16 protein-coding genes and 1 pseudogene are annotated in these 18,124 nt (G+C 71.0%); 9 read left to right on the plus strand and 8 right to left on the minus strand.

Annotated elements, in window-relative coordinates; genetic code table 11:
- Nucleotides 1–34 precede the first annotated feature (34 nt).
- Both merA and merB read left to right on the plus strand, forming a co-directional pair.
- The gene (merA, locus tag KY497_RS03730; protein WP_151487470.1) at nucleotides 35–1,459 is read left to right on the plus strand and encodes a mercury(II) reductase; all 1,425 of its coding nucleotides are present in this window, start codon (nucleotides 35–37) and stop codon (nucleotides 1,457–1,459) included.
- Entirely contained in the window at nucleotides 1,369–1,866 is a 498-nt protein-coding gene (gene merB, locus KY497_RS03735; protein ID WP_025104814.1) for an organomercurial lyase, read from the plus strand. The genes merA and merB overlap by 91 nt, the downstream gene beginning before the upstream one ends.
- A gap of 503 nt (nucleotides 1,867–2,369) precedes the next feature.
- Here the strand turns inward: merB and KY497_RS03740 are convergent.
- The 5 genes and pseudogenes from KY497_RS03740 to KY497_RS03760 form a co-directional block, all read right to left on the minus strand.
- Nucleotides 2,370–4,283, minus strand: a complete 1,914-nt coding sequence (locus tag KY497_RS03740) for a cation-translocating P-type ATPase (RefSeq protein ID WP_219869851.1) — start codon at nucleotides 4,281–4,283, stop codon at nucleotides 2,370–2,372.
- Nucleotides 4,280–4,639 carry a helix-turn-helix transcriptional regulator gene (locus KY497_RS03745; RefSeq protein WP_060960787.1) on the minus strand — a complete coding sequence of 120 codons (360 nt, stop codon included), beginning with the start codon at nucleotides 4,637–4,639 and terminating at the stop codon, nucleotides 4,280–4,282. Before KY497_RS03745 ends, KY497_RS03740 begins: the two co-directional genes overlap by 4 nt.
- A gap of 77 nt (nucleotides 4,640–4,716) precedes the next feature.
- Nucleotides 4,717–5,208: pseudogene (locus KY497_RS03750) on the minus strand (type II glyceraldehyde-3-phosphate dehydrogenase); the annotation flags it as partial.
- Nucleotides 5,209–5,247: 39 nt separating this feature from the next.
- Complete coding sequence (locus KY497_RS03755; protein WP_219869852.1) at nucleotides 5,248–6,903, minus strand: AarF/ABC1/UbiB kinase family protein; 1,656 nt, start codon at nucleotides 6,901–6,903, stop codon at nucleotides 5,248–5,250.
- Complete coding sequence (locus KY497_RS03760) at nucleotides 6,903–7,490, minus strand: AAA family ATPase (RefSeq protein WP_036286077.1); 588 nt, start codon at nucleotides 7,488–7,490, stop codon at nucleotides 6,903–6,905. The genes KY497_RS03755 and KY497_RS03760 overlap by 1 nt, the downstream gene beginning before the upstream one ends.
- Before the next feature lie 60 nt (nucleotides 7,491–7,550).
- Between KY497_RS03760 and KY497_RS03765 the strand changes: the two genes are divergently transcribed.
- The 6 genes from KY497_RS03765 to KY497_RS03790 all read left to right on the plus strand — a co-directional run bounded on the left by KY497_RS03765 (nucleotide 7,551) and on the right by KY497_RS03790 (nucleotide 12,360).
- Complete coding sequence (locus KY497_RS03765; protein ID WP_005049572.1) at nucleotides 7,551–7,835, plus strand: metal-sensitive transcriptional regulator; 285 nt, start codon at nucleotides 7,551–7,553, stop codon at nucleotides 7,833–7,835.
- A 46-nt stretch (nucleotides 7,836–7,881) separates the two neighbouring features.
- On the plus strand, nucleotides 7,882–8,241 hold the full coding sequence (locus KY497_RS03770; RefSeq protein ID WP_051498747.1) for a heavy-metal-associated domain-containing protein: 360 nt from the start codon (nucleotides 7,882–7,884) through the stop codon (nucleotides 8,239–8,241).
- Nucleotides 8,238–10,517, plus strand: a complete 2,280-nt coding sequence (locus KY497_RS03775; RefSeq protein WP_219869853.1) for a cation-translocating P-type ATPase — start codon at nucleotides 8,238–8,240, stop codon at nucleotides 10,515–10,517. The genes KY497_RS03770 and KY497_RS03775 overlap by 4 nt, the downstream gene beginning before the upstream one ends.
- Nucleotides 10,518–10,542: 25 nt before the next feature.
- A complete protein-coding gene (locus tag KY497_RS03780) occupies nucleotides 10,543–10,821 on the plus strand; it encodes a YHS domain-containing protein (protein ID WP_005049577.1) in 279 nt (92 codons plus the stop codon).
- A 30-nt stretch (nucleotides 10,822–10,851) separates the two neighbouring features.
- Nucleotides 10,852–11,469, plus strand: a complete 618-nt coding sequence (locus KY497_RS03785; RefSeq protein ID WP_135948657.1) for a hypothetical protein — start codon at nucleotides 10,852–10,854, stop codon at nucleotides 11,467–11,469.
- Between the two features lie 114 nt (nucleotides 11,470–11,583).
- The gene (locus KY497_RS03790) at nucleotides 11,584–12,360 is read left to right on the plus strand and encodes an alpha/beta fold hydrolase (RefSeq protein ID WP_258185856.1); all 777 of its coding nucleotides are present in this window, start codon (nucleotides 11,584–11,586) and stop codon (nucleotides 12,358–12,360) included.
- A 28-nt stretch (nucleotides 12,361–12,388) separates the two neighbouring features.
- On the opposite strand, the gene lnt is transcribed toward KY497_RS03790, so the two are convergent.
- The 3 genes from lnt to KY497_RS03805 all read right to left on the minus strand — a co-directional run bounded on the left by lnt (nucleotide 12,389) and on the right by KY497_RS03805 (nucleotide 15,726).
- Nucleotides 12,389–13,753: an apolipoprotein N-acyltransferase gene (gene lnt, locus KY497_RS03795; protein ID WP_258185857.1), complete on the minus strand. Its 1,365-nt coding sequence runs from the start codon at nucleotides 13,751–13,753 to the stop codon at nucleotides 12,389–12,391.
- A 238-nt stretch (nucleotides 13,754–13,991) separates the two neighbouring features.
- Nucleotides 13,992–15,011 (minus strand): NAD(P)/FAD-dependent oxidoreductase, encoded by a 1,020-nt coding sequence (locus tag KY497_RS03800; RefSeq protein ID WP_060960843.1) that lies wholly within the window; start codon nucleotides 15,009–15,011, stop codon nucleotides 13,992–13,994.
- Between the two features lie 268 nt (nucleotides 15,012–15,279).
- A complete protein-coding gene (locus KY497_RS03805; RefSeq protein ID WP_036286063.1) occupies nucleotides 15,280–15,726 on the minus strand; it encodes a hypothetical protein in 447 nt (148 codons plus the stop codon).
- 424 nt (nucleotides 15,727–16,150) lie between these two features.
- Here KY497_RS03805 and KY497_RS03810 point away from each other — a divergent pair, with 424 nt between their 5' ends.
- A complete protein-coding gene (locus tag KY497_RS03810) occupies nucleotides 16,151–18,064 on the plus strand; it encodes a DUF4396 domain-containing protein (protein ID WP_060960784.1) in 1,914 nt (637 codons plus the stop codon).
- Nucleotides 18,065–18,124: the final 60 nt, after the last annotated feature.

Raw genomic sequence — 18,124 nt, forward strand, 5'->3', positions numbered from 1 at the left:
CGGGATGTTCCAAGATGTCCAGGGAGGAATAAGGATGCCATCGAGGTTTGATCTGGCCGTGATTGGGTCGGGTGGCGCGGCATTCGCCGCGGCGATCCGCGCCACCACACTGGGAAAGTCGGTGGTGATGATCGAGCGCGGCACGTTGGGCGGCACGTGCGTGAACACGGGGTGCGTTCCGTCCAAGGCGCTGCTCGCGGCCGCCGAGGCCCGCCACGTGGCCGCGGATGCGGGCTCCCGGTTCCCGGGGATCGCCGCCACCGCTGGCCCGGTAGACATGCACGGGCTGGTGGGTGGCAAGCAGGACCTGGTCGAGGCGATGCGGAGTGAGAAGTACATCGACGTGGCAGAAGCCTACGGCTGGCCGGTCCGCCAGGGCGAGGCGGCGTTCGCCGGCACGCCGGATGCGTCGGTCCTCGAGGTCACCGCCGCGGACGGCACCGTCGAAACCATCGAGGCCGCCCACTACCTCATCGCCACAGGCTCCCGCCCGTGGGCTCCTGCCATCGAGGGGCTGGACGGCGTCGACTTTCTCACCTCGACGTCGGCGATGGAGCTGTCCGAGGTGCCTGACTCGCTGCTGGTGCTCGGCGGGGGCTATGTGGCGCTGGAGATGGCACAGTTGTTCGCCCGGCTCGGCTCGAAGGTGACTCTGCTGGTGAGGTCCCGGCTGGCGTCGAAGGAGGAGACGGAAGTCTCCAAGGCGTTGCAGGAAATCTTCGCCGACGAGGGCATCCGAGTGGTCCGCCGCGCCATCCCCACCCGCGTCACCCGCGACCCGGGCACCGGCCAGATCGTCGCCGCGGCCGAGGTCTCGGGCGGCGTGCAGGAGTTCCGTGCCGACGAGATCCTCGTCGCGCTCGGCCGCGCCCCGGTCACCGACGGGCTCAACCTCGAGACCGTGCAAGTGAAGACCGGCGCGGCCGGAGAGGTCGTGGTCACCGACCAGTTGCAGTCCTCCAACCCTCGCGTCTGGGCGGCTGGGGATGTCACCGGGCACCCCGAGTTCGTCTACGTCGCAGCCCGGCACGGCACGTTGGTCGCCGAGAACGCCTTCACTGACGCCAGCACGTCGGTCGACTACACGCGGATGCCGCGGGTCACATTCACGAGCCCTGCCGTCGGCGCGGTCGGGATGACCGAGAAGGAGGTCATCGCGGCCGGGATCCGCTGCGACTGCCGTGTCCTGCCACTGGAGTACGTGCCCCGCGCGCTGGTGAACCGGGACACCCGCGGGTTCATCAAGATGGTCGCCAACGCGGACACCGGCGAGATCCTCGGCCTGACCGCGGTCGCCAAGGACGCCGGCGAACTCGCCGCCGCAGGTGTCCACATCCTCGGCAAGACCATCACCGAGGTCGCCGACGCGTGGGCCCCGTACCTGACCACGGCCGAAGGCATCCGGATCGTAGCCAAGGCCTTCACCACCGATGTGTCGATGCTGTCCTGCTGCGCCTGACCGCGCGCCAGACAGCGGATCCACCCCATCAGAAACTGGAGCCTCGCCCGCTCCTCGATCGGCCCGCCCGGGTCGAATCGATCTCCCCGGCCAGCGGCGACACGATCCGCGTCACCGTCGACTCGACCGCCGGTGTCACTAGCGTGGAACCGGCGACCGCGGTGGTGTCCTTGGTCAGCCCCGAGGCCATGCACTCGATTCGCTCCTCGTTCTGCAACCAGGTCCACTACTTCGCTTCCCGCGAGGACGCCGCCGGATGGCTCACGGAACACCCGATGGCCCAAATCCTCACGGTCGCCGATGCCTTCGAGGTTGGCAGCACCCTGATCACCGAGATGCTCGAGCGCCCCCGGACCGGTGCCGACGAACTGTCTGGAAGCTGCTGCGGTCCCGAGACCTGCTGCTGAGACGGCACCACGAGAGGACAGAACACCAATGCCTCCCAACCAGGACGACCAGCGAGGCGGCCGTGGCCTGCTCCTTGGGGCCGTCGCCGCACTGCTCGTGGTCGGCTGCTGCGCCCTCCTTCCACTTCTCGTCGTCGGAGGCACGATCACAGGGATCGGCACCCTCCTCCGCAACCCGTGGGTGATCACGGGCGGTGCCGCACTCCTGATCCTCGCGGTGGTTGCAAGCATCGTGATGACAGCGCGTGCCAGGCGACACCGCCGCGAAAACGACCCCGACTGCTGCCCGCCCCTTCGCCCGACCATAACGAAGACAGACCCGAGGCGAAGGGAAACCGGAACCAAATGATCATGGCCATTAGACCCCGGCATACGGCCCGCCCGATAGGCCCCTAGCCAGCAGGCAAGTCGCCGATCAACGCGCGCGAACTCTGATGTGAAATCTAAAGGTCATCCGCATGGTCCCGGATCAAGCCGTCACGCGGCGGCGACGTCCTGCGCGGTCACGTGCTTGCCTTCCGCGTCGACGCGGCGCGCAGGCCGTTGAGGATCACGATCACCTCGGCGATCTCGTGCACCAGCACCACCGCCGCAAGCCCCAGGACGCCAAAGAGGGCGAGCGGGAGCAGGGCGGTGATGATCAGCAGCGACAGGATGATGTTCTGGTTGATGATGTGCCGCCCCCGACGGGCATGGGCGAACGCGCGCGGGAGAAGCCGCAGATCGTGACCGGTGAAGGCCACGTCGGCCGACTCGATCGCGGCGTCGGAGCCCGTCGCGCCCATCGCGATCCCGATGTCCGCGGCGGCCAGCGCAGGGGCGTCGTTGATGCCGTCGCCGATCATCGCGACCGGCCCCTTCGCACCGAGCTCTGCGATCGCGGCGGCCTTGTCTTCGGGGCGCAGCTCGGCGCGGACGTCATCGATCCCTGCATGCGCAGCGAGGGCGCGGGCGGTGCGGGCGTTGTCGCCGGTGAGCATGGTCACCCCGATGCCCTGGGTCGCGAGGGTGCGGACCACTTCAGGGACCTCGGGGCGCAGCTCGTCGCGGACGCCGATCGCGGCGACCGGGACGCCGCCGCGGTGGACGATCACGACTGTCATGCCCTGCTCCTCCAGCCCCGCGACCCGGTCGCCGAGGGTCCCGGCGTCGAGCCAGCGCGGGCTGCCGACGGTGATCCGCGCGCCGGCGAGCTCGCCCTCGATGCCGTGCCCGGCCTGCTCGGTCACGCCCTCCGCCGCAGGGGCATCCGGCGCTGCGGCGGTGATCGCGGCGGCGAGGGGGTGGGTGCTGTGCTGCTCCAGAGCGGCCGCCCACGCCAGCGCCTCCGCCTCGCTCACACCGTCCACGGTGAGGACGGCGGTGACGGCGGGCTCGTTGCGGGTGAGGGTGCCGGTCTTGTCGACGGCGACGTGGCGGATCACGCCGAACCGCTCGAACGCGGCACCGGACTTGATGATCACGCCGAACTTGCTCGCCGAGCCGATCGCCGCGACCACGGTCAGCGGCACGGAGATCGCCAGTGCGCAGGGCGATGCCGCGACCAGCACGACCAGGGCGCGGGTGATCCACAGCTCCGGGTCGTCGAGCAGCGAGCCGATGATCGCGACCAGGGCGGCGAGGATCAGCACGCCCGGGACGAGAGGGCGGGCGATGCGGTCGGCGAGGCGGGCGCGGTCGCCCTTCTCCGCCTGAGCCTTCTCCACGAGGTCGACGATCGTGGTCAGTGAGTTGTCGGTGCCTGCCGCGGTCGTTTCGACCTCCAGTGCCCCGGCGGTGTTGATTGCGCCGGCGGAGACGGCATCGCCGGGTTCGACCTCGACCGGGATCGACTCCCCGGTGATCGCGGACGTGTCCAGGCTGGAACGTCCCGTGCGGACGACGCCGTCGGTCGCGATCCGCTCACCCGGCCGCACCAACATCAGCTGCCCGACAGCCAGATCCTTCGCGGCGACCTCGACCGAGACGCCGTCGCGGCGGATGGTGGCGGTCTCCGGGACGAGCTTGAGCAGTGCCCGCAGCCCGCCGCGGGCACGGTCCATCGCCTTGTCCTCCAGCGCCTCGGCGATCGAGTACAGGAATGCCAGCGCTGCGGCCTCCTCGACGTAGCCGAGGATCACCGCGCCGACCGCGCTGATGGTCATCAGCAGCCCGATGCCGAGCTTGCCCTTGAAGAGGTTCCGGATCGCGCCCGGCGTGAACGTCGACGCGCCCAGCAGCAGGCCGATCCAGAACAGCACCAGCGCAGGGATCTCCATCCCGGACCACTCCAGCGCCAGACCGGTGAGGAACGCCACACCGGAGAAGACCGGGACCATGATCCCGCGGTCCCGCCACCAGGGGCGCTCCGCCTCCTCGGCCTCTTCGCCGACTGCGGTCTCAGGCTCGTCGTGCTCGCAGCCGCACGCCGCGCTCACGCGCCCGCTCCCGTCCCGCAGCAGCCCGGCACCGTGCACGAAGCGTCCATGCAGGGCGCGTGCTCGTCCACCGCGAGCGTCACGTCCACCAGCGCGGTCAGCGCCGCCGCGAGGTGCGGGTCCGCGATCTCGTAGCGCGTCTGCCGCCCTTCCGGCTCGGCGACCACGATGCCGCAGTCGCGCAGGCAGGTCAGGTGGTTCGAGACGTTCGAGCGGGTCAGCTCCAGCTCACGCGAGAGCACCGCCGGGTAGCTGGGGCCGTCGAGCAGGGTCATCAGTATCCGGGAGCGCGTCGGGTCCGCCATGGCCCGGCCGAGCCGGTTCATGACGTCGAGACGTGGAGCAATGGTCAGCATGCACTGATCATACAGTGTTGACTGAACTAATCCCAGGATGAATAGTGCACCCTGCGACATTCGGCCCTACCAGTAACCCCGCGGGCGCGCAGCAGCAGCCCGGCGTTTTCGAGCGCGCCGAGGACGCGGACGATGCTGGTGGTGTTGCAGGACACCACCCGGGTCAGGTCCCGGCCGAGCGCGGTGGCGTAGTTGGCCTGGGCGACGAAGGAGTGCCCGGTGGTCGAGTGCGCTTCCCCGCCCTGCACGATCACCTTTACTCCCGCCGCCTGGTAGCGGGGCAGGTTTCCGGCGGCGACGTGCTTGGGGGTCGTATCGACGATCACGTCGCTCTGCGCGAGGAGATCGTCGAGGGTTCCCTCGGGGCGGATGCCGGTGTCCACCATGCCGCTGTGCGCGTCGGGGGTGGCGGCGAATACGGGCAGCCGCGGGACGGCGGATTGTATTCGCCAGTCGGTGACGATGTCCGCGACGCCCACCAGGTGCATGTCGGGTTGGGCGTGGACGGCGTCGGCGACCCTCTTGCCGATCACTCCGTACCCGTTGACGCCGACTCTGATCCTGTCCATCTTCGTCTCCTTTCGTGGTGTTCTTGAGCCGTGCGCGGGTCAGGGGCGGGGTCGGCGGCGCCGCAGCGTCCACAGCAGATAGCTGCCGAGGGCGCCGATCGTGCCGGTCCCGGCGCCGATCAGGACGCCTTCCCGGGAGCGCCATTTCGTGTTCCCGCCGACGAGGGTGCCGATCCCGCTGATCAGCGCGGCGGCGATCATTCCCGCGACGACACGGTTGCCGACGCGTTCGGCGCGCCCGACGAGAGGTTCCAGCTCCGTCGCGCGCAGGTGCACCTCGAACCCGCCGTCTTCGAGGAGATGCCGGAGCCGGCTCAGGGTGGCGGGCAGCTCGGTGAGCAGTGCCCCGGTGTCGGCTCCCGCGCGCGCCCATCGCCGGGCCAGAGCCGGCAGGGACAGCTGGGCGCGGGTGAGCTGCTCAGCGTAGGGCTGCAGGGCGTCGAGCACCTGGAAGTCCGGATCCAGCCGCGCCGCGGTCCCTTCGGCCATCATCAGCACTTTGAACAGCAGCGCCGTCTCCTGCGGAAGGTGCAGCTGGTGCTGCTGCAGGATGCCGAGCAGCTGCTGGAGCATGATTGCGAGGCTGATCTCCGACAGCGAACGGCCCCGGTAGCGGGCCGTGAACGCGGTGATCGCCTGCCGCAGCCCTGCCCGGTCGACGACGTCGGCGGTCCGGGAGAGTTCTATCAGGGCGGTGGTGAGGGTGTCCGGGTCGTCGCGGGTGAAGGCGAGCACGATGCCGGCGAGGCCGTCCGTGGTCTGTTCGGTGAGCTCCCCGACCATCCCGAAGTCGATCAGCGCGAGCGCGCCGTCGGGCTGCACGAACATGTTCCCGGGATGGGGGTCGGCATGGAAGAACCGGTTGTCGAACACCATCGTGAGCACGATGTCGGCACCCAGCCGCGCGAGTGCGACCCGGTCGATGCCGGCGGCGTCCAGGCCCTCCAGGTCGTCGATCCGCACCCCGCTCATCCGCTCCAGGGTCAGCACGCGCGAGGTCGTGGTCTCCCCGTGCACGCGGGGAATCCGCACCCGCGCCGCGTGGGCGAACTCCTGCGCGAACCGTTCGGCGTTGCGGGCCTCCTGCAGGTAGTCCAGCTCGGCACGCAGCGTGCGGGAGAACTCCTCCACCAGCCCGGGCAGGTCGTACTGCCGGATGGCATCCCAGCGCCGGTCGGCGCGGTCGGCGAGGTTGCGGAGAATGTCCAGGTCTTCATGCACCTGCGCGACCACGCCGGGCCGGCGCACCTTCACGACGACCTCGGTGCCGTCGTGAAGAGTTGCCGCGTACGCCTGCCCGATGGACGCCGCCGCCAGCGGCACCGGGTCGAACTGGGCGAACACGTGCTCTGGGTCGGCGCCGAGCTCTTCACGGAGCACGTCCCGAATGCCCTCCCACGGTGCCGCGGCGACGTCGTCCTGCAGTTTGGCGAACTCGGCGACCCATGCCGCGGGGAGCAGATCGTGCCGGGTGGAGAGGATCTGGCCCAGTTTCACGAACGTCGGCCCGAGCTCCTCCAACGCGACCCGCACATGCTCGGGGTTCGTGTAGGGGTCCTCCTGCCGGGCGTGTCCGAGGGCGCCGCGGTGGAACGGCACCAAGCCGCCCAGGCCCAGCACGCCGGCCAGGACGCCGAGTCCGTGCCGGCGCAGCACGGCCCCGATCTGCCGGTACCGGCTACTCCCCGCGCCCATCAGCTCACGCCCCTCTCGGCTGGAGTGCCGGCCGATGCTCGTTCGAGGATGAAGTCGACGCGCGCGTCGGGGGCGAGTGCGGGGACGGTGACGACGGGAAAGCCCAGCTCCTGGTACACCAGCCCGAGCAGGTCGTGGATGCGCCGCTGCGCGGCGGGGTCCTCGGTGCGCGCGTAGTCGGACGCCAGCGGGAGCAGGTCAAGCAGGAACACCGTCGCGTACCGGGCGCCGGCCAGCGCGCCCAGCAGGGCGGTGCCGGGGGCGAGGCCGAGGAAGCGGTAGTAGGCGAGCGAGTCCGGCAGAGCACGGTCCAGGAACACGGTCTGTTGCGGGTCGAGGGAGCGTTCCTGCTCGATCTGCATGTCGACGACGGCGCGCTGGAACTCGCTCTGCCGTGCCCGCACCTCCGCGGTGCTGCGCCCGGTGATCCGTTGCAGGTCGATGTAGTGGCGGGCGTGCTCGATTGTGGTCGTGTACCCGCGGCCCCGCAGCAGGTTGACCGTGGTGGTCTTGCCCGAGCTGGGACCGCCCGTCACGACGTGCCAACGGGTGGTCTGTGCGGGCCGCGGCTCCTGGATGCCGGTCATGACCTCACCCTACACCCTGTACCCCTACAGGGTATGGTAGATTGTGGGTGGAGGTGCGAGATGGCACACGGGTATGTGGACAACAAGCCGGCGCTGCTGGCGCGGCTGAGCCGCGCGGAGGGTCAGGTGCGCGGGATCGCGCGGATGATCGACGAGGACGTGTACTGCATCGACGTGCTGACCCAGGTGTCGGCGGCGACGAAGGCGCTGGAGTCCGTCGCGCTGTCGCTGCTGGAAGACCACCTCGCGCATTGCGTCGCGCAGGCGACCGCCGAAGGCGGCCCGCTCGCGGAGGAGAAGCTCCGCGAGGCGAACGCCGCGATCGCGCGCCTCGTGCGCTCCTAACGTCGTCCCCACTCACATCGTTCAACGCTCTTGAAGGGAGCACATCATGACCGGACAGGGATTCCAGGACCTCGGCCTGCAGGCGACCAGCACCGGCGGTGGCTGCGCCTGTTGCAGCCCCACCTCCCACGCCACGGCAGCCACCGACACCGGCGCGCCGGCGCAGCAGACGGCGGCGGGTGAGACCGTGTCGGCGCAGTTCCTGGTGGAGGGGATGACCTGCGCGCACTGCGTGCGTAGCGTCACCGAGGAGGTCTCCGCGATCGACGGTGTCTCCGACGTCGCGGTCGATCTGCACGCCGGTGGCGTGTCCACGGTGACGGTGTCCAGCGCGACGCCGGTGGATGCGGAGCGGGTGCGGGCGGCGGTGGAGGAGGCCGGGTACAGCCTCGCCGCAGCCTCATGAGCACGCTGGACGTCGATCTCGACATCACCGGGATGACCTGCGCGTCGTGCGCGACGCGGGTCGAGCGGAAGCTGAACAAGCTGCCCGGGGTGGAGGCGACGGTCAACTTCGCCACCGAGAAGGCCCGCGTGCACTCGGAGGCCCCGGTGCCGGTGGAGGAGCTGATCGCGGCGGTCGAGCAGGCGGGGTACGGAGCGAGCCTCCCAGCCCCGCCTGTGCCCGACACGGCTGAGCAGACCATCCCGCGGGACGATGAGCTGGCGTCGCTGCGGCAGCGGCTGATCGTCTCGGCGGTGCTGGCGGTGCCGGTCGCGGTGCTGTCGATGATCCCCGCCCTGCAGTTCACCTACTGGCAGTGGCTCACGCTCACCCTGGCCGCGCCGGTGGTGGTGTGGGGGGCGTGGCCGTTCCACCGCGCCGCGGCGATCAATGCCCGGCACGGGGCGGCGACGATGGACACTCTGATCAGCGTCGGGGTGCTGGCCGCGTTCGGCTGGTCGCTGTACGCGCTGTTCTTCGGCGGTGCGGGGATGCCGGGAATGCGGATGAGCGTCACCTTCGTCGGCACCCCGCAGGCCGGTGGCCACGAGGTGTACCTGGAGGTCGCCGCGCTGGTGACCGTGTTCATCCTCCTCGGCCGCTACCTCGAGGTTCGTGCCAAGCGGCAGTCCGGCGAGGCCCTGCGCGCCCTGCTGGAGCTCGGCGCCAAGGACGCAGTGATCCTCCGCGAAGGCACTGAGCAGCGCGTCCCCGTCGCACAGCTCGTTCCGGGTGATGTCGTGGTGGTGCGGCCGGGTGAGAAGATCCCCGCCGACGGCCTCGTCACCGAGGGAATGTCCGCGGTGGACGAGTCGATGCTGACCGGCGAGTCCGTGCCGGTCGAAGTCGCCCCCGGCTCCCGCGTGGTCGGCGCGACTGTGAACACCGGCGGGCGCCTGCTCGTGCAGATCACCCGCGTCGGCGCCGACACCGAGCTGGCCCGGATGGCGCGGCTGGTCGAGGAGGCGCAGACCGGCAAGGCCCAGGTGCAGCGCCTCGCCGACCGGGTGTCGGCCGTCTTCGTCCCCATCGTCATCGTCCTCGCCCTGGCCGCGTTCGCCGGGTGGCTGATCGCGGGGGCGCCCTTGGAGGTCGCCTTCACCGCCGCGGTGACCACCCTGATCATCGCCTGCCCGTGCGCGCTGGGGCTGGCGACGCCGACCGCTCTGCTGGTCGGCACCGGCCGCGGCGCCCAGCTGGGCATCCTCATCCGCGGACCCCAGGTGCTCGAGCAGACCCGCCGCATCGACACCGTCGTGCTCGACAAGACCGGCACCATCACCGCCGGCACCATGACCGTCACCGGCATCCACCCCGCTCCCGGCACCGATGAGGCGGAGCTGATCCGGTTCGCCGCGGCGCTCGAGCACGGCTCCGAGCACCCCATCGGCCGCGCCATCACCGCCGCAGCCGACGGCCCGGCGGATGCCGTGGAGTCATTCGCCGCCGAGGCCGGTCAAGGCGTGCAGGGCATCGTCGACGGCCGCCTGGTCGCCGCCGGCCGCGCCTCCTGGATCACCACCCAATGGGCGCTCCCCATCCCCGCCGAGCTCGCCGCGACCATCGCGGCGGACGAGGCGGCGGGGGCGACGGTGACGGTGGTGGCGTGGGACGGGCAGGTGCGCGGGGCGATCAGCGTCGCCGACACCATCAAACCCACCAGCCGTGAGGCGGTCGCACGGCTCCGGGAGCTCGGGTTGACCCCGATCCTGCTCACCGGCGACAACCCCGGCGCCGCCCGCGCGATCGCCAACCAGGCCGGGATCGAGGACGTCCGCGCCGGGGTCACCCCGCAGGGCAAGCTCGACACCATCCGCGACCTGCAGGCCGCGGGCCGGGTGGTCGCGATGGTCGGCGACGGCGTCAACGACGCCGCAGCCCTCGCCGCCGCCGACCTCGGGATCGCGATGGGCACCGGCACCGACGCGGCCATCACCGCCGCGGACCTGACCATCGTCTCCGGCGACCTGATGCTGGTCCCGGACGCGATCCGGCTGGCCCGCCGCACCCTGGGCACGATCAAGGGGAACCTGTTCTGGGCGTTCGCGTACAACGTCGCCGCGATCCCGGTCGCGATGCTCGCCCTGCTCAACCCCATCCTCGCCGCCGCGGCAATGGCGTTCAGCAGCGTGTTCGTCGTCACCAACAGCCTCCGCCTGCGCCGCTTCCGCCCCCTGCCCACCCCGACCCGTGCCGGCGCCCCCGCCACCCGAGAGCCCGCGCCCGTCCAGGCCTAACCATCGCTCGAGAAGGAGACACACCATGTCCCACGACCACGACCACTCCGGGCACGACCACACGCACGGGCACGACCATGGAGGACACGAGCATGGTGCGCACGAGCATCACCATCACGAGCCGCCGGCGGGGGCGACGAACCTGGTGACCTGTCCGGTGATGCCCGGCAACCAGGTCGACCCGGCCTGGGCCGAGCAGCGCGGCCTGTTCCGCGACTACCAGGGCAGCCGGTACTGGTTCTGCTGCGCCGAGTGCGGGCCGCTGTTCGACGCCGACCCGGCCCGCTACGCGCACGCCGCCTGACCGGCCAGATAACCCGGTCGGAGATAGAGGGTGGACACGGCGGTCGGGCTGGTGCAGGCGTACCTGCGGGTCAACGGCTACTTCACCGTCGCCGAATACCCCGTGCTGGACGCCACCGGTCCCGGCGGTCCCCGCACCATCACCGACCTGGACATCCTCGCCGTACGGCTGCACCGCGCACCGGGAGCGTCCGGGACCGTCGACGCACCGCTGGACCCGGCCCTGGGTGCCGGGGGCGGAGCGGACATGATCGTCGGCGAGGTCAAGGAAGGCCGCCCGCACCCCAACCCGGCGATGCGGGACCCGGCCGTGCTGGAAGCCGCGTTCACCCGGTTCGGGTGCTGCGCCCCGACCGATGCCGCCCGGCTGGTCGCCGAACTGCTGGAAACGGGACGGACGGTGGCGCCGGAAGGGCGCACGATCCGCACGGTCGTGTTCGGCAACCCCACCTCCCCGCCCGGGGCGGGGGCGCCGTGGCACACCGTCCCGTTCGCCCGGGTGCTGCGCTACCTCGAAGACCACCTGAGCGCGCACTGGGGCATCCTCGGCCGCACCCAGATCAAGGACGACACCCTCGCCCTGCTGGCCCTGCGGGAGAAGGCCCACCGCGCCGCGACCGGCGCCTCCCGCCAGGGCACGGACCGGTAGGGCGGGTCATGGCGGGGGAGCGTGTGCACACGCAGGGGGAGCCGGTGTGGGTGCGCACCCGTGGCGGGCGCGCCCCTTATGCGATGGTGCTGCCGGGCCCCGCCGGGGCCCCGGGTGCCGAAGGTGGTGTTCGAGGCGGGATCGGCGGCGACCCGCTCCACCTGGGCGTCGGTGCAGACCCGGGTCGCCGCGTTCACGCGGGCCGTGGTGTATGACCGGGCGGGGCTGGGTCGGTCCGTCCCGGATAGTGCAGGGCGCACCCTGGACCGGATGGCCGACGACCTGAACGATCTGCTGGACGGCCTCGAGCCGAGCAGCGGGTTCGTGCAGGTGGGGCATTCCGCGGGCGGCCCGATGGTGCGGCTGGCCGCGTCCCGCCGCCCGGACCGGGTGGCCGGGCTGGTGCTGGTGGATCCGACCGATGAGGCAGCGGACCTCCTGTTCGGTATGCGGTTCCGGGTCGGGGAGAAGATCGTGATCGCCGTGGAGTGGGTGCTGGCCCGGGTGGGGATGCTGGAGCGGTTCTTCCGGTTCCTCGGGGAGGGGATGCCCGAGGATGTGCGGGCCGATCTTCACCGGGAGGCGTTCCGGCCCGCGGTGGTGGTCACCCAGGGTCGGCAAGCGCGCACCTTCCTCACCGAGCTGCACGCCTGGCAGGGCGACCCGCCGGCGCTGCCCGATGTCCCGGTCACCGTCATCTCCGGCAGTCTCGCGGACGGGATGCCGCGACGGGTCCGGGATGCCGCGACCGCCGCCGGGCGGTATCGGGCCGCACAGTCCCGGCAGGGCCGGCACGTGGTCGCTGCCCGCTCCGGCCACTACATCCCCGCCACAGAACCAGATCTGATCGCTGCGGAGATCCGCCGCCTCGTCCTCCCACCCGCAGGATAACCCCGGGTTGTCTGGCGGGCATGCCTAGTCAGGCCACAGCAGGGGTGCGCCGCCGCCAGGCGATCGCGCCGGTGAGGGCGAGACCACCCAGCCCACCCCACAAGGTGACAGCGGAGACGCCTTGCCCGATGAGGACGGCGGGGGTGATGCCGGTGCGCAGGTCGGTGTCGGCGATCAGCGCCCCGGCCTGTCCGGCGGGCAGACCGGTGAGGGTGCTGCCGTCGGGGCGGATGATCTGGCTGGTGCCGACGGTGGAGACGTTCACCACGGTACGGCCGGTCTCTACCGCGCGGATCCGGGCGACCGCGAGCTGCTGCAGGTTCTCGTCCGTGCCGCGGAAGTCGGCGTTGTTGGTCTGGAACACCAGCAGCTCCGCACCGGCGGTGACGCTCTCGGCGATGACCTCGTCGTAGATCACGTCGAAGCAGATCGCCAACCCCACCGGCACACCGCCGACGGTGACCAGCGGCACGTCCGTGCCGTGCGCGTAGTCGCGTTGCAGCAGCCCGACCAGGTCGGGGGCGAGCAGGGTGTAGAACGCCCGGTCGGGCACGTACTCGCCGAACGGCACCGGGTGGCGTTTCGCGTGCGTCTGCACCTGCTCCCGCTGCGGCGTGGCACCGGTGGTGGCCGGGTCCCACAGGAACGACGTGTTGTAGATGTTGCCGCCCGCCGTGGTGGCCGCGTTCGCTAGCAGCGGGGCACCTGCCCGGGTGCTGATGCCGGTGAGATACTCGGCCAGCCACGGGGTCTGGAACGGGTCAGCATCCAGCCCTTCCGGCCACACCACCAGATCCACATCCGCGTCGAGCACCGGGCCGGTCGCGTCCCCCTGCGCCCGGGCGATCGCCCCCACGGTGCGCTGGTCGAAGTACCCGGACGGGCCGTTGCCTTGCACCGCCCCGACCCGCATCGTCCCGGCCGGTGTGGTGGGAAACGCCGGGACCAGGACCAGCATCAGGGTGGTGACGGCGGGTACGGCGGCGGGGAACGGGCGACGCCACCGGCCGGTCCGGATGGCTTCGATCGCGGCGGCGACGGTGAAGACCATCAGGAAGGTGAGCCCGCTCACCCCGACCCAGGACACCGTCTGAACGAGGGGGCTGTCGGCTTGGGTGATCCCGAGCCGCGCCCACGGCAGCCCCCCGTACGGCCAGGCGCCCAGCAGCACCTCCCGGCCCGTCCACAACGCGGCCACCAGGCCCGGCAGCAGGAGCAGGCGTCCGACCGGGCCGGGGGCGGCGCGCGGCACCCACCGGTAGGCGAGTGCCAGCGGGATGATCCCGACCGCGGTCAGGGTCCCTTCCACCACGGTCAGTGCCGCCCACGGCACCGGCCCGAGATACCGGGTCGTCCAGGACACCAGCAGCCCGAAGAACAGCAACCCGAACACCGCCCGACCGCCACCGCCCCCCACACGCTCCGGCCGATCAGGGCGAGAAGCAGCAGCCCGGTCGCGGCGAACGCGGCCGGCCAGAATCCCACCTCCGGGTAGGCGAGATCCATCAGCACCGCCGCGGCTGCCGCGACCGGCAACGCCATCGCCAATGGCATCACCGCCCGGGCGCGGCGGTTCGGCGGGGTGGGTTGGGGGCGTCCGTGCGGGTCCTGGAGGGTCGTCGGGGTGGCGGTCATGGCCGGTCCGCGATGGTGCGGGCGATTACGGCGGCGTCCCGGGACACCCCGGCGAGGGTGTCCGCTCCGGGGCGGCTGTGGGCGGGGATCCCGGCGACGAACAAGCCCGGCAGCCCGGTCATCGCCGGGCGGGACCGGGCTGCGGTCGCCTCGGCGGGGAGCCAGTCCTCGCCGGGGTCGTACCCGGTGGCGAGGATTACCGAGTCCGGGGCGAGGGTGCTGCCATCGGCGAACGTGACCTGCCCGCCGTCCGCGCCGGTCACCGCCGGGGCGACCGCCACACCCGCGTGACGCAGCGCATGGTAGCTGTCGCCGAACACCGGCTGCACGGCGGGTGGGCGACCCAGCCAGGACGAGCCTGCCCGGGCGTGGACGGGGAAGGTACGGGCGGGTCGGTGCGGGCGCCGGGTGCGGACCGCGAGGGTGACCTCGTGGGAGGTGGATAGCTCTCGCGCCAGCTGCACGCCGCTGTTTCCGCCGCCGACGATCAGCACCCGCCCGGTGGGCACCTGCCGGGGGAATTGGTAGTGGGCGCTGTGCAGCACCACCCCGGGCACCCGCAGCTGCTGCGCCCACGCAGGGATGCGGGGGTGGGTGGCGGCGCCGGTCGCGCACACCACGTTGCGGGTCTGCACGTCGCCCTCTGCGGTCTGCAGCTGCAGCACCGACCCGTGACCGACGCGTTCCACCCCGACCACACGCAACCCCCAGAACGGGTCCACCCCCAGGGTGTGCTGCACCTGGTCCAGGTAGTTCGCGATCTCATCCGCCCGCGGGTGCTCGTGCGGGTCCACCGGTAGAGGCCGGACTGGCAGCGTGCTGTGGCGGGCGTCGGATAGCAGCCGCATCGAATGCCACCGGGACGCCCAACTGCGTTGCCGGTCCGTGGCGGCGTCGACGACCACGAACTCCTGCTGCGGCCGGAACCCCAACCCGATCAGCGCGGCGGCCACCGCGAGCCCGGCCTGCCCGGCCCCGACGATGATCGCCCGCCGATGCGTCAACCCCGACCGCATCACCACCCCCTCCCCGCAGAAGAGGGCCGGGGCGGGAATGGACGGAGGATGATCGCGCCGGCGCCGCGGCGGGACGGGGCCGGACGGGGCCGAGCGGGGCCGGGTGGGCGGCGGTGACCGGCCGCAGCCGTCGGCACCGGACCGGCGAAGGGGGCCGCCGTGATACGGGTCGTCAAGACATTCTCCAAACCTAGAAATCGGCATCACACAGCGCCCGCACACGGGCGGGCGGGAAGACGCCGCCCATGGGTGGGCGGCATGCCGGATCTCAGGTTCGGGAAATCGACAACAGCAGCAGTGAGGGCGCGGCCGGACGCCGCGACACGGGCACCGGCACCAGCAGCGGCGCGCGCACCGGACGGGATACCCGCAGTATCCGCAGCCGGCCCTGGAGCCGGGAAGCCGTCACGGCCGCCAGTACCAGCAGCGTGCACACCACCCCGATCAGGCACCCCCACGCCCCGGACGCATCGACGGACACCCCCGCAGAGGACGACGCCGTCCGGCCCTCCACCGGTGCCCCCGAGTCTGGGGTAGAGCCGGTCGCGACGGGGGAGCCCGCACTGGTGTCGGCGTGCGCGTCAGCCGTGGTGTGGGAGGTGGTCCAGCCGCCGATGATGAGCACAAGTGCCAGGCCCAGGATGGTCAGCAGCCGCCCCGACCACCACCCCGCCGCGATGACCCGGTCGGGCCGGGATCGGGGGTCGCGGGGCATAGTCCCTCACTGTACCAATCCGACCTTTGCGTCTCCCGGATCTCGCCCGGCCGCAGGCCTTCCACGCCTTCGCCGACAGAGCAGCCACATCGCGTCCACCGGCACGTCGTTCTCGATTATCGGCGAACGACGTCCGTCTCCTGAGCGGAAGGATCAGTGCCCTCGGGGTGCCGTGGTGTCGGTCAAGGCGGGCAGCAGGATCGCCGTGACGCCGTCGGGGTCGAGTCTGCCGGTGCGGACTTCTTCGGCGGCGCCGTTGAGGACGGCACGGGTCGCTGAACTCCGCCGCGATCGTCTCGGCTGCGTCAGGTTCGCCCCACCGGGCACGTGCACCCGTCGGCACCCGAGGCGGCGCCGATTGAAAGAATACCTATAGGGGGTATAAGGTGTGGGGGAGTCGTGTGCGAGGGAGAGGCGGGCGAGGTTGATTCAACCGATCGACTATTTCCTGGTCGCCTGGTTCGTGCTGGTCGCGATCAGCACGATCTGGGTCGGGGTGGACCAGTTCCGTCACAACCCGGAGCCGGCGGTGATGAAGTGGGGCTTCATCCTGGTCACCCTCTACCTGGGGCCGATCGGGGCGCTGCTGTATGTGCTCGCGGACAAGGAGCCACGGCCGGGAGAGCATGAGGAGTTCACCCGGCCGCTGTGGAAGCAGGGCATCGGCTCGACCATCCACTGCGTCGCGGGCGATGCCACCGGCATCATCGTCGCCGCCGTCGTCGTCGCGTCGCTGGGCCTGCCGATGTGGCTGGATCTGATCATCGAGTACGCCGCCGGGTTCGCGTTCGGGTTGTTCGTGTTCCAGGCCCTGTTCATGAAGAACATGATGGGCGGCAGCTACTGGCAGAACGTGCGCCGCTCGTTCCTGCCCGAGTTCATCAGCATGAACTTGATGATGGCGGGCATGGCGCCGGTGATGTCGCTGCTGATGATGGGCCGCGACATGCGGGCCATGCTGCCCACCGAGTTGCTGTTCTGGGCGGTGATGAGTTTCGGGATCGCGGTCGGTTTCGTGCTCGCTTACCCCGTGAACGTGTGGATGGTGAAGAAGGGCCTCAAGCACGGTCTGATGACCGTCCGCCCCCAGCCCGCCACCCACCCCCAGGAGCATGACGCGCACGCGCAGCACAGCCCGCGGCCGGAGGCGCACGCCGGCCACGACCAGGCGGCGGGCGGTGCGTCGTCGCCGGGGTCGGGGCATGAGGCGCACCAGCCTTCTGGCGCCGGAGCGGTGACCGTGCCGCAGCTGACCGTGGTCGGCGCGTTCTCCGCGATCGCGCTCGTGGTCGGGATGGTCGCCCCCGCGAACGCCGTCAACATGACTCTCAGCGCGCACGACGTCGGTGGGCTGATCATGCCGCCCGGGATGATCATGACCCGTGACACCCCCGCCGAGGCGATGCGGGACATGGCCGCCGTCGACCCGCGGGCCGCGACCGCCGCGTACGACGTGGACACCCGCGGTGATGAGGTGCTGGAACCTGCCCGCGTCGAGGACGGGGTGAGGGTGTTCGAGCTGACCGTGTCGCAGATCCGCTGGGAGATCCTCCCCGGCGTCACCGTCGACGCGTACGCGTACAACGGGCAGATCCCGGGGCCTCGGCTGCAGGTCACCCAGGGCGACCGGATCCGCATCGACGTGACCAACGAGCTCGACGAGTCCACGACCGTGCACTGGCACGGCCTGGACGTGCCCAACGAGATGGACGGGCCCGCCGGGATCACCCAGGATCCCATCCAACCCGGCGACACCTACCGGTACGAGTACACGGTGAAGCAGTGGGGCACGTTCTTCTACCACTCCCACGATCACGCCGACCGGCAGCAGGCCCTCGGCCTGTACGGGGCGCTGATCATCGACCCCGCCGACCCTGGCCTGCAGCCGCCTGCCGATCGCGAGTACACGATCCAGCTGCAGGAGTGGCTGTCCCGGGAGGGGCTGACCTATCCGGCGATGCCGATGGAAGGGGGCATGCCGAACTACTTCACCATCAACGGGAAGGCGTACCCGGCCACCGAGACCATCGACATGAAGGTGGGGGAGACCCTCCGGGTGCGGTTCATCGGCTCGAACACCAACGACATCCACCCGATGCACATCCACGGCGGCCCGTTCACCGTCGTCGCCCGCGACGGGGCGGCCCTCACCACGGCGCAGCAGTTCCAGGCCGACACGATCAACGTCGGGCCGGGACAACGCTACGACGTGCTCTGGAACGCGCTCGAGCCCGGCCAGTGGCTCATCCACTGCCACATCAACCACCACACCACCAACAACAACGTCGAAACCGACGGCGCTGGCGGCCTGACCATGATCATCAACGTCACCGAATAACCCCACGAACCGAAGAACCGCCGCCGTTGTGGTCGCCGTTGCCGCGTCGAGTCACGTCCG

This window comes from Microbacterium sp. PAMC22086, assembly GCF_019443525.1.
In the GTDB taxonomy this organism is placed as follows: domain Bacteria; phylum Actinomycetota; class Actinomycetes; order Actinomycetales; family Microbacteriaceae; genus Microbacterium; species Microbacterium maritypicum.